At 61.9% G+C, this 11,828-nt stretch carries 11 protein-coding genes; 5 read left to right on the top strand and 6 right to left on the bottom strand.

What is annotated here, in order from left to right; all coding sequences use genetic code 11:
• The first annotated feature begins 39 nt into the window (after positions 1–39).
• From ACZ9H4_RS05875 to ACZ9H4_RS05855, 5 genes are all read left to right on the top strand, one after another.
• Complete coding sequence (locus ACZ9H4_RS05875; protein WP_476118463.1) at positions 40–1,017, top strand: glycosyltransferase family protein; 978 nt, start codon at positions 40–42, stop codon at positions 1,015–1,017.
• On the top strand, positions 1,014–1,661 hold the full coding sequence (locus ACZ9H4_RS05870) for a histidine phosphatase family protein (protein ID WP_476118462.1): 648 nt from the start codon (positions 1,014–1,016) through the stop codon (positions 1,659–1,661). Before ACZ9H4_RS05875 ends, ACZ9H4_RS05870 begins: the two co-directional genes overlap by 4 nt.
• A 3-nt stretch (positions 1,662–1,664) precedes the next feature.
• On the top strand, positions 1,665–2,708 hold the full coding sequence (locus ACZ9H4_RS05865) for a glycosyltransferase family protein (RefSeq protein ID WP_408324875.1): 1,044 nt from the start codon (positions 1,665–1,667) through the stop codon (positions 2,706–2,708).
• A 15-nt stretch (positions 2,709–2,723) separates the two neighbouring features.
• A complete protein-coding gene (locus ACZ9H4_RS05860) occupies positions 2,724–3,602 on the top strand; it encodes a hypothetical protein (RefSeq protein WP_476118460.1) in 879 nt (292 codons plus the stop codon).
• 66 nt (positions 3,603–3,668) lie between these two features.
• Complete coding sequence (locus ACZ9H4_RS05855) at positions 3,669–4,565, top strand: methyltransferase domain-containing protein (RefSeq protein ID WP_408324878.1); 897 nt, start codon at positions 3,669–3,671, stop codon at positions 4,563–4,565.
• Positions 4,566–4,636: 71 nt separating this feature from the next.
• On the opposite strand, the gene ACZ9H4_RS05850 is transcribed toward ACZ9H4_RS05855, so the two are convergent.
• Genes ACZ9H4_RS05850 through ACZ9H4_RS05825 form a run of 6 tightly spaced genes read right to left on the bottom strand, consistent with a single transcriptional unit; the run spans position 4,637 to position 11,820 of the window.
• On the bottom strand, positions 4,637–7,822 hold the full coding sequence (locus ACZ9H4_RS05850) for a hypothetical protein (protein WP_476118459.1): 3,186 nt from the start codon (positions 7,820–7,822) through the stop codon (positions 4,637–4,639).
• A 50-nt stretch (positions 7,823–7,872) separates the two neighbouring features.
• The gene (locus tag ACZ9H4_RS05845) at positions 7,873–8,670 is read right to left on the bottom strand and encodes a glycosyltransferase family 2 protein (protein ID WP_408324882.1); all 798 of its coding nucleotides are present in this window, start codon (positions 8,668–8,670) and stop codon (positions 7,873–7,875) included.
• Between the two features lie 36 nt (positions 8,671–8,706).
• Positions 8,707–9,063, bottom strand: a complete 357-nt coding sequence (locus ACZ9H4_RS05840) for a DMT family transporter (RefSeq protein ID WP_408324884.1) — start codon at positions 9,061–9,063, stop codon at positions 8,707–8,709.
• Positions 9,060–9,893 carry a sugar phosphate isomerase/epimerase family protein gene (locus ACZ9H4_RS05835; RefSeq protein WP_476118457.1) on the bottom strand — a complete coding sequence of 278 codons (834 nt, stop codon included), beginning with the start codon at positions 9,891–9,893 and terminating at the stop codon, positions 9,060–9,062. The genes ACZ9H4_RS05840 and ACZ9H4_RS05835 overlap by 4 nt, the downstream gene beginning before the upstream one ends.
• Positions 9,890–10,684 (bottom strand): NAD-dependent epimerase/dehydratase family protein, encoded by a 795-nt coding sequence (locus ACZ9H4_RS05830; RefSeq protein WP_408324887.1) that lies wholly within the window; start codon positions 10,682–10,684, stop codon positions 9,890–9,892. Before ACZ9H4_RS05830 ends, ACZ9H4_RS05835 begins: the two co-directional genes overlap by 4 nt.
• Complete coding sequence (locus ACZ9H4_RS05825) at positions 10,681–11,820, bottom strand: NAD(P)/FAD-dependent oxidoreductase (RefSeq protein WP_408324888.1); 1,140 nt, start codon at positions 11,818–11,820, stop codon at positions 10,681–10,683. The genes ACZ9H4_RS05830 and ACZ9H4_RS05825 overlap by 4 nt, the downstream gene beginning before the upstream one ends.
• Positions 11,821–11,828 lie beyond the last annotated feature (8 nt).

The raw sequence follows: 11,828 nt of genomic DNA, 5'->3' as shown, positions 1-11,828 counted from the left end.
GCGCGCCCCCAATCAGCAAGCGACTCGGTAGCACCGGCAATGAAAGCTCAACCCAAAATTCTGGTTACCACTTACCACTCCGCTTTTCTCGCCAAGGGCGGGGGCGAATTCGAAATCGTCAGCCTCGTCGACAGTCTGAAGAAACAAGGCTACATCGCCGATATCTACGGGCCGTTTTCGCAGTCCATCGACAACTACGACGTCGTTCTGCATTTCTCCGTACACGGCGGCGGACTCGAATTGCTACGCTCCGTCGCAGCGGCGGGCAAGCCGATCGTGCTATGGCCCAACCTCTGGATCAACGCCGAGCAGCCGCCGCCCCCCGAGATGATCGCTGAGCACGTGAGGCTCGCGAAATACATCGTCTTCAAATCGGTGGCCGAGAAAGAGCATTTCTGCTCGCACTTTCCCGCGCCCGAAGAAAAGATCCGGCTGGTGCCCGCCGGCGTCGACGTCGTGTTCACGAAAGACGCGCCGCCCGGACTGTTCCGCACGATGTACGACCTCGACGAATACGCGATCTGGTTCGGCGTGATCGAGCCCAGCAAGAATCAGCTGCTGGCGATCCGGGCGCTACGCGACAGCGGCATGCCGCTGGTGTTCGTCGGCCGCTCGCGCAACCGCGCCTACTATGAGATGTGCCGCCGCGAAGCGCCGGCCAATTCCCTGTTCATCGACGGCCTGCCGTACCGGTCGGAAATCATGCGCGCGGCGTTGCAGGAAGCGAGCTATTACATAGAGATTTCGAAAGAGCCGGCCGGCCTGTCGGCGATTGCCGCCGGGCTCGCCGGTTGCCGGCTGGTGTTAAGCGACTCGGCGTGGACGCGCGAACACTTCGACGGCTTTGCGCAGTTCGTCGATCCCGACTCCGAGACCAGTGTGCGTAGCGGCGTGGCGGCGTGCCTCGCGTCGAATCCGCACATGCAGGAGTTGCGCCGGCATTTGCAGAAACACTGCCTGCCGGACGCCATCATTCCGTTGCTGAATGTCTTCGACGAAGCGGTAGCGATGCCATGATGCTCTACCTGTTCCGTCATGGGAAATCACACGCGAATACCGCGCGGCTCGTCACGGGCACGCCGGCGGATACGCTCGTCGACGAAGGCCGGCGCCAGGCCGAAGCAATGCAACGCTGGCTGGATCAGGTGCAACTGGATGCGGATCACTTCTTCACCAGCACGTGGCAGCGCGCACAGGAAACCGCGCGCCTGATGTTTCCGCGAGCCGAATGGCGGATCGACGCGCGTCTCGGCGAGACCGATGCGGGTTCGGTGGCCGGGTGGCCGCTCGTGGAATTCGTCGCACGGCAGCCAGGGTTCTACCACAACAACGCGACGCCCTACCCAGGCGGCGAGTCTCATGAAGACCTGAACCGGCGCGTGATGAACTGGCTCGACGAGCTGCTGGCGCAACAGGCGGCCGACGCGCGGATCGTGGTGGTCGCGCATTCCGGGCCGATCGCGTGCCTGATTCAGCATGCGCTCGGCATCGGCATGGAGCGGTTCCCGGTGCTGCTGCCCGCGCATGCGAGCCTGACGGTCATCGAGTATGCGGACGGCGGCGCACATGCCGACGCAAACGCGCGCAAGGCGACGCTGAAGGGCTTCTCGCTGACGCCGGCCGAAACCGCAGCCCCCATGCTGACCCCAACGAGGCAATGAGAGATGATGAAGGTGTTGGCACTCCAGCGGGTTTCCCACGTTGCGGCGGATGCGCTGTCGCTGTCCGTGGAAGCGCGTGTCACCGAGGCATTGGACTACCTGACCGATCAGGGTCAACTCGTCTATGCCGCGATCGCTGAGAACCATGATCGCGTGCACGCGGCGCTGAACTGGGCCGACGTGCTCATTCTGAGCAAGCACAGTTCGCATGCTGCCGTGGAAATCGCCACGCAGGCCAAGAAGCGCGGTCTGCGCGTGATCTACGACGTCGACGACTGGATCTTCTCATTCCCGTCGTATAGCAACGCGAAGAAAATGTCGCGACAACTCGACGCGATTCAGGCGCTGATCGGACTCGCGGACGTCGTGACCGTGGCGAACAAGAATCTGTATGCCGGCATCAAGGAGTATTGCGAGCACCCCGTGCTGCTGCCGAACGGCATGTATGTCGAGAAGTACATTCCGGAGAAGCGGGGCTGGGAGAATGCCGAGTCCGATCCGCCGAGAATCGTGTTCACGAATGCGGATCTCATCAAGGTGCACAACAGCAAGGAAGTGCTGCTGAGAGTGCTGCAGGACTTCTTTCATCTGCACCCGGAATACACGCTGGATTTCTACGGCGACCCTTTCCCGGAAATCTTCTCGCTGCCGTTTCTGCACTACACGAGCCGCAAGCAGTACGCCGATTACGTGCAATCGCTGATCGCGGGCAATTACGCGTTCTCGATCACGCCGCTGGGCGGCGCGGAAGATGCGGAGAGCCTGTTCTTCAACAGTTGCAAGAATCCGTTCAAGTACCTCAATTACGGCACTGCGCGAGTCGCGGGCATCTATTCGCGCAGCCCGATCTACGAAGACTGCATCGAGCACGGACGAACCGGCCTGCTGGTCGACAACACCTACGAGGCCTGGCTCTCGGCGATGGAGTCGATGGCGGCGGACGCTCAGTTGCGCCGCGACATCCGCGAACGGGCGTACCAGGACGTGCACGACCGGCACCATATCCGCTTCAGCGCTGAAGTCCTGACTTCCGTGTTGACGAACTGAAGCCGGAGAGACGAGATGCGCAAATACGGAATGTACGAGCCGCTCTATCAGCCCGGGCAGCAATTGTCGAGCGACGCATTCCTGCCGCTCGAGATTCGCGACAACCGGGCGGCGGCGTGGCGCGAGTTCAGGATGCTGGTCGATCTGTACCGCAGCGGGGTCCATTTGAAGCACGCCGCCACCGGGCTCTTTTCACCGAAGTTCACGCTGAAGTCCAGGGTTAGCGCCGAGCAATTCACCGCGTTCGTGGATGCGCAGCCTGACTGCGACGTGTGGTTCATCAATCCGTTTCCGCAGCTTGCATATTGGTCGTTCAATGTGTGGATGCAGGGCGAGCACGCGCATCCCGGCTTGCGGCAAGCGGCCCAGGCACTGCTGGATGCATCGGGAATCGACTGGCAGTTGAACGATGTGCCGCGCCAGGGTCACGGCACGCTGTCCTACTGCAATTTCTGGGTCGGCTCGCCGCGCTTCTGGGATGCCTATGTCGGACAGGTTCTCGTACCTATCGCCGACTTTCTGGAGAACAACGCGGATCACCCGGCCGCGCGCGCTGTGATGCTGGACACCACGCATACCGATCCGGCGCCGTTCCTGCCGTTCATCGTCGAACGGCTGTTCAGTACTTATCTGTCGCTGACGCCGCAATGCAAGGTGGCGTCGTATGCGATTTCCTGCGAGCAGGTCGCGGACTACTGCATCGACGACTTCGAACGCCTGCTGGTTCGCAACATGCGACCTCTGGTGGAGCGCGCGGACATGTCTGGCGTCTTCGATCAGCGGCTCACCGGGCAGATGGATTTCATGTGTGCCATCTGGCAACAGCATTTCTTCGACGTCTACACGCAAACGCCGCACCCACACACCGGCAGATTAATAGCGCCGCCTGTTTGACAGCTTAGTTCGGCTATGATGAGGGCTCGGTAAGAATCTGGAAGTCTCTTCAAGCAGGAGAACCCGATGTCTGCATGCCGTACCCCCCTCACCCGCAAGCACAAGCTCCTCGCCGGGCTGGATCAGAAAAGCAGTCTTGGCCTGGAGATCGGGGCGCTATGCCGCCCGTTTCTTCTCAGGGACGACGGGCCCGTCATCTATGTCGATCACGCCAACACGCAAACACTGCGTGAAAAATACCAGAACGACCCTAATGTGAACGTGGACGCCATCGTCGACGTCGATGCCGTATGGGGCGCCAACACGCTTCTGCAAGCATTGGGCGGCAGGCACGTCGACTACGTGGTCGCTTCGCATGTGGTCGAACACGTGCCGGACCTCATCGCGTGGCTGCACGAGTTGCGCTCGGTGTTGAATCCCGGCGGCGAGGTCAGGCTGATCGTGCCGGACAAACGCTTCACGTTCGATTACTTCCGCGAAGAAACGCGGATCCCGGCGGTCCTGCACAGCAACCTGGTCGGCGCACGGGTTCCGCAACCGCAGGTCCTGATCGACTACTGCATCAACGTCGCAAAAGTGGATTGCGCGTCAGCCTGGAGAGCGCCGCTCGACCCGTTCGCGGTCGAACGGCATCACGATCTCGACACCGCATTGGCGGTGGCGCAGGATTGTCTGCAGAATGGCGCCTATCACGACGTGCACTGCTGGGTATTTTCGCCGCGCTCGTTCGCTCGCCTGTTTCGTGAAATGGCGGAACTCGGGCTGATCGACCTCGCGTGCGGCAACTTTTTCGACACCGAGCGAAACGATATGGAGTTCTTCGTTTCGCTCAAACCGTCCAACGACAGGTCGCAGACGGTCGAGAGTTGGCGCCGGATGGAAACGCAAGCTCGTGACGATGCGCCCGGTCGCCCGTTCTGGAAAGCCCGGCGTGCATTGCGATTCGCAGCCCAACGCCGCTGAGTGTGGCCGGTGAGCCGGGGCCAGGTGAGCCCGGCCACCGGCCACCAGAAGCGGCCCGTGCGAACACACGCCTAGCGGAAAATATTCCGCTGATACAGCGCTACGTCCCTGATGCCGAATGCACCGCACGCGTTCGGGTCGGCAAGCGTCATTTGCAGCCCCTTGACCCGTTCGAGCGTGAGCCAGCGAGGATACGCATCCAGCGGGACGATCAGCACACCGTCGTCGGCGGTGAAGGTCAAACGGGCTGCATCGGCCGGACCCTGTTGCTGGTCGCCCCACCATGCGATTTTGAATCGCGGCGTCGCGCGACGGTCCACGCAGGAAAACTCAAAACGAAGCATGCCCGCGGCATGACCGGACACGCCGAGTGCGGACAGATCGAAGCTCAATTGCGAATTGCCGCCCGTGACCTTATAAAGGCCGGATTCCTGAGTCAGATCGCGCAAGGTCGGCGCCGGCGCGTCGAGCGACGCGACCCGTGTCATCTTCTTCGAGAGCGATTTGTCCGAACGTCCCCAGGCCACCGGAATCTTGCCCAGCTCAGGCGTCGCGAACGACGCGTCCTGCAACGTCCACCGGTACTCCGCTTGCAGCGCAGGCTCAAGCGTCACGTCGACGACGCCGGGATACCCTGCCTGTGCCGGATCGAGCGGGCCACCGTCGAGCCAGATCGCATGCTGTTCAGTGGATATCTTCGTGACGCTGCGTGTCTCGCCATTGCGCAAACGAACCGGCGTGCCCGGCGCGAACGCGACCATCGGCGTGCTCGGGTCTAGCGACAATGCGGCTTCGCTGCGGCTGACGCCCCTGTCCCACCTGTCGTCCGTCAGGTTGCGTATGCCAGCCGTCAACCGTTGCCCCTGCTGCGCGATCATCGCCGGCGCGCTCAAGCCGAGAATGACGCCGTCCGCCCACACCGGCGTGTAGTGATCCATTACGAACCGGTACAACACGGGGTCTCGTAATGCGAGTCCGCCGCCGTCATACGTAATGTTGTCCGCCGACAGCAGCGCGATGCTGGGCAAGTCGCGCTCCAGCCTCGCGACCGCTTGCTGCTGTTGCCGAACCGGCGCCATGTTGTATGGCGCCGTGACGGCCATCGTCACCGGGCGGCCGAAATAGAAAGTCTGTGCGTTGTGCGAGGTCAGATCGAGGTAGCCCACGCCCGGCGCGAGCTTGCTGTTGAGCAGCGTGTTGAGCTTGACGAGCCGCGCCCATTGGTCGTCCTGCACCATCCCCTGGCCGACGTTGGGCATACCCCAGTCCACGCCGTTTTTCATCGGCAACACGGGAATGGACGGCGCCGCGGAAAACACCGCCGTATAAAACGCCAGAGTCGTGTAATTCAACGTCGCGCTCATTCCCGCGACGAGCACGATCAACGCCGTGCGGTTGAACCGGAGCGTCGAGTGCCACGCGACAATCGGAATCAGCACGGACCAGCCGAAAATGGCCGCGAGCCCCGCACGGGACATATCGCCCGCATCGATGCGTCCCATCGAATAGGGTGTCAGCAGTAGCGCGAACAGCATCACGACAACCGCCGGCAGGAACGCCGCACTGCGCGTCGCGCGATTCCTGATGCCGGTGTAGACCATGATCAAACAGAAAGCGGGCGCGCCGAGCCACAGCATCCGGATCGCTTCGAAAACCAGGCCGGACTTCGGGCTGCCGGGATTCCAGCTGATCTCCCACGGAATACCATACGCGACCTGATTGATCGGACCGTTGTCGAGTACATAGCGGATCGCGCCGAACAACATGACGCCCAACGGCGTCACCACCGCGAGCACGAGCAGCACGACGCAGACCACCGCGAGCGTCTTCCAGTCTTCGCGCTCGCCACCCCGCCACATGCGCCATACCGCTTCGAGCGCGAGGATGCCGGAGGCGGCGGCGAGCAGCAGACCCGCGGGCGGCACGCCCAGCACCACGATCGTCGCGCTCACGAGCCACACCGCGAGCCAGCGGGCCGGCCGCGCCCGCAGCGAACGGCTGAACCACAGGCACATAAACGGCGTGAAAAACAGAAAAGCCGTTCTGCCGCCGATGAAGAACGTCGAAACCAGTGCCAGACCCAGGCTGCCGGAAAACCCGTAGAGCGCAAAGAAAGCGACGAGCGCGAGCAGCGTCGAACTCAGCCGGGTTGCATCGAAAATACTCGTCGCCGTGCCGTCGTAGAACACAACCGACAGCAGTCCGGGCAGATCGTCCTCCATGAAGCCGTGAGGAGAGATATAGCCGACATACGGCACCACACCCTTCAGGTACGACCACCAGCCGACCAGGTTCTGGCCGAACTCGTAGTCGTTCGGCGAAAGCGAAGGGCCGAGCGTGTTGCCAAACTTGAATGCGATCAGGAGGCCAAACAAAGCAAGCGGCGAGAAGAGGACTTTGTAGCTCTGCCGCTCGTCGCGGCAATAGCCAACATAGCGCCGGAAAACATCGATGACACCCGCGACGGCCAATGCAATCACGAGCCCCTTCAACGCCCAGGTCGTCGGGTATTTGGTGAGCGCGCCGTCAGGCAGCGCGAGCCGCGCCGGATACATCGCGAAGAAAAACAGCGGCAAGCCCAACTGGCCGATCAGGATGCTTTTTGGCAAGACGCGCAACGTCAGTCGCGGCGTGAAGGCCGAAGCCAGCACTGCAAGAAAGAGCACGCCGATCAGCAGATGCGATACTTTGGCGTAGCGTGTCACGTCCACATGGCCGCTCACGCCCACCGGCAAGCGGCCTACCACGAGCGCAATTTCGAGCGGCACGAGCGCGATCAGAAACGCCGAGAACAGGCTCAGCCCGGTCAGCCATGGCGACACCCGCTCGGGCTTTTCCGCCTGCAACCACGCCGACACGCCGAGCACCAGCAAGCCCGCGGCGGAGACAAGCTGGATGGTTCGGTCGATCGACGCGCCAGTGATCAGACCCGCGACCACCACCACTGACGGCACCGACCACCATAGCAACTGCTCCGCAAAATCACGCGCATGCGAACCCTGCGTGCCGTGGTTCTTCAGGGTCCTGATCTGCGCCGACAGAAAGGCCAGACCACCGAGCAGCACCGCCATGAAAAACAGTGGCGCGAACAGATCCTGAAACTTCGTATTCGCGCTCCAGGTGATGCTCCCGACGATGAAATCCGCGTACGCCGGCGCCAGCGTCAAGCGAAGACCCAGCGCCAAGGCTGCGGCGGCCAGAGAGGCCGACGCCACCACCACGCTCGTTTTTTCTGTGTTTGTCAGTTGGTTTGGCATTGAACATCTCTTTCATCGCAGATCCGGCGCGTGCAAGCCGCGCTAGCACTTCACGACGGGTTATAAGCGCCGAAACACGCCTTGAACAACACTTGCAACACCGAGAGGTTGCCCTTCACGCTGCTGATCTTGGTGGGCACTTCGCCCTTTGGATAGCGACGCGTGGTCGCGACTTCGAGGCAGCGGTAGCCAAGCTTCGGCGCACGATACGACAGGTACGCCAGCAGCTCGTAGGTATCGAACACGTCGCGAAACGGCGCGACGCGCGGGTCGAGCAGCATCTTGCGGCTGTAGGCCCGGAAGCCCTGGGTCGTGTCGGTCCAGTGAAAACCGGAAAAGAGGCTGAGCATCGGCGCATGAATCAGCCGGATCGCCAGATCGCGCGACTTCGGCGTGTTCTCCGCCACGCCGCCGGACAGGTAGCGCGACGCCTGCACGAAATCCACGCCGCGCTTCAACTCGTCGATGAAGCGCGGAATCGCGTCGGGATCGTCTTTGTCGTTTCCGTCGATCGTGACAATGCCCTCATAGCCCTGGTCCAGCGCGAACGCGTAAGCGCAGCGCAACTGCGCACTCAGCTTGCCGGGCCCCGTCTTGAGCACCAGCGTGTGCACGCCCTGGCGCTTCAGGAACTCGAGATCGAGCGAACCGTCGGTACTGCCGCCGTCGACGATGATCACATCCGCCGTGGCGGGAATGCCCAGCGCCGCCATCCGCTCGAGCAGATTGCGGATGCGCGCGCCCTCGTTGATCACCGGGATCACCACACACCACGGACTGCGCGGCTCCGACGTGAGCTGAATTCTGAAAGCGGGAACCTGCCAGGCGGCGCGGGCTTCTTGGGACATATCGAGTTTCATTGAAGTCTGTGATCCTTTTTTATTTCACCCTACGCGGGCCGTGATGAGTGCAACGCCTGCGATGATGAACAGGATCCCCGCACCGACGGTCCAGGGAAAAGGCTCACGGAATATCACCACCGACAGGATCGCCACGGTCGCGATCGCGCCGGCCGTCAGTACCGGTTGAGCAACGTTCAGGGGCAGCCTGCCGAGCGCCGCCGCGTACAGCAGAAAAGCCGCGCCGTACAGTGCGAGGCCGAGCCAGAAAGGTCCATTCTTCAGCGCGCCGACCGGATCGCTGAGACTCGGAAATTGCCTTGGCGGCATCATCGCGATTTTCACCAGCACGCTTGCGGACGCATTCGATGCGATGCCCAGCACCAGAATGAGCCATTTCATGCGGACGCTCCGCCGTCGGCGCGGTAGCATCGAACGGCCTCGCCGACAGCGCGACGCACCGCGTCCACCGCCGAGCCGGATTTCGGCGCCAGCATTTCGATCGACACCACCTGCTCGGGCAGCAACTCGGCCAGCACCTCGGCTACCGCGCGATGGTTCGTCCCGCCCTCGCCGAGCGTGACGAGATTCGGTTCGCTCGCGTGCACGTGGCCGATCAGGTGCGCGTATCGGGTGACGACGTCGCGCGCGTCTTCTGCGTTGATCGTGACCGCCCCCGTATCCAGTTGCATACGGATTGCCGGATGCGCGACGGCCTCCACGACCGTCGCCGTATCGCGGCTGTTGGTCATGAAATTGGCGCCATAGCACGTCGGATTGGGTTCGAGACAAACGAACACGCCCTGCCCGGCAGCGATGTCGCCCAGGCGGCGGAAGAACGTCATCGCGATATCGTGCGCGGCATCGTCGGCAAGACCCGTGCGATCACGATTACGGGGCGAGCCGAATACGAGCCGCTGCGCGCCCAGGCCCGAGCCGATCCGGCACACGGCGCGCAAATGCTCCAGCATCGCTTGCTGCGATTCGGCCGTGCCAAACAGATTCAGCCCGGTTGTCCCGAACAGCAGCGACTGCATCCCCGTGATTGCGATTCCGCGATCGGACCACCACGCGCGAACGCGTACGATGTCCGCCGCCTCGGCGGTCTTCGGGTCCGGAAAATATTTGCCGGGCGCTACGTCGATCGCGTCGACGCGATGCTGCTGCAAAATGTCCGCGACCAGTTGGTCGTCGGCGACTTCCCAGGCGATGTTCGAAATGGCGATTCTCATGCCTTACCCGCCGATTCGACTGTGGCTTTCAGCGGCTCGGATTGCGCATAAGAGCGCACCGCCTGAATGGTTTCGCGCTTGCTGTACTGATACGAGCCCGTGGCCCCGAACAGACCGGCGTGCACGGTGCGGAAGTCGTAGCTGGCGGGGTGCGTCACCGTCGCCTGATCGAACGGTTTGCCAAAGCCGGCTTCCGAGACCTCTGCCACGGTGACCGGCTCGGCGGTCAGATGCACGAGCTTGAGACCGGCCGTGAGAGCAGTCTGAATGTCATCCCAAAGGTTCACCATCGGATAGAACTGGAACGAGCCCCGGCTATCGATCGCATGCAGATTGTTGTTGTTCAGGAAATCGAAAATAACGTTCTTGCGCAGCCCCGGCCCGACCAGTCCAGGCAGACGAACGATCAAATGACGGGGAAAGTGCGACTCGACGAATTTCTCCAGCAAGCGCCGGTGCAGGCCATAGGCATGCAGACCTTCCTCGTCCACCGGCGTGTTCTCATCGACGCCGAGCGGATTGCCGAACACGTCGACCGTGCTGATCAGCACGAACGTGTCGCACTGAACCGTCGACAGATGATCGATCAGCCCTTCGATCTTTTCGCGGTCTGCTTCCGGTTGTGCATTCGCGATCCACTTCTGAGCCGGCGCTCCCGCACCGACCACGAGGCCAAACGACGACCCGCGGATCTGCTCGATATTGGTCGAACGGAATTGCGCATCGAAATGCTTTTGCTTCAGCAGGGTCGATCCCACAAACCCCGTATATCCAATCAGTGCGTCGCTCATTTGCGTGTTCCCAATACTGTTTGCGTTTGTGAAGTGGAAACGAAGGTCTCCGCGTCCAGCTTCTCAAGCACGTCGTAGATGTTGTCGATCTTGCCGCCCAGGATCGAATACAGGCCATCCGACGCGGCGTATTTCTCGAACAATATCGGACGACCGTCGTCCCCTTCGTTTTTCACGAGAACCGTTTTGACCTCAAAGAGCGATTCGACGTAACGCGCATCATAAACCGCGGGAAAGTAGCGCCCCACATCCCGCACCATGCGGTCCACGCGGCTGTCGCGCGGGTACTCGCTCAATCTCCTGTACGGGTCCTCGCCGGGCGCGTCCATCCAGCTCGAATGCGGTGTGTAGCGCACGTGCGAGAGCGTATGAAGGCCACGGGCCGGAAACGGCATCATCGAGAAAAACGGACCGTCCATCACGGTCACGCCGAGCCCGCGCAATTCCGGCACGGTCTCGACCAGCGCCATCTCGGTGATCTCGTGCTTCAGCTTCGTTTGCGTGCCGCGAAAGTCGCCGGCGAACTGATTCAGGCCGCTATAGGTGCAGTTAAAGACATACCTGGCATGCAGGGTCGAGCGATTCGCGTCGTCGCACTCCAGCGCGAAACCTTCGTCAAGCCGATGAATGTGCACGACTCGCGTGTTCAGCCTGACGTCGATATCGAACCCGGCCAGTTCGCGCCTCGCCCAGTCCGCAAGTTTGGTGGAATCGAATGCATACTCTTCCACCAGAAACACCTGCTCGATCAGACGCGGTTCGAACAGATCGCGAATCTGCTGCGGAGCCGTTTCGAGGCTCGCGCCGATCTCGCGGCAAAACCGTTCGAATTGCCGCGCCGTCACTTTGGAATTGCGCCGCGCGATCGCGTAGACCTTGGTGAAGTCGCGCTTCACCACATCGGGAAAATCGCGGACGAAACGAGGCAGGTTGATACGGCTGCGAAACGCGGTCGTGAAGCTGCGCGGATAGTGATAGCCGTTGTGGACGCGCGCCTGATTGTTGTACGAAGCACGCGCCAGCAATGCCGGCTCGCGCTCGATCAATGTCACCGTTTTCAGGCCGCGCTGCTTCTTGAGGTAAATCGCGATCGCCGTTCCGTAGAAGCCACCGCCGATGACCACAGCATCTTGCATGAGCAGAT

This window comes from Paraburkholderia sp. TE9906 (genome assembly GCF_056279605.1).
The sequence above is the reverse complement of the archived record's forward strand: the minus strand, read 5'-3'. Positions and strand labels throughout refer to the sequence as shown.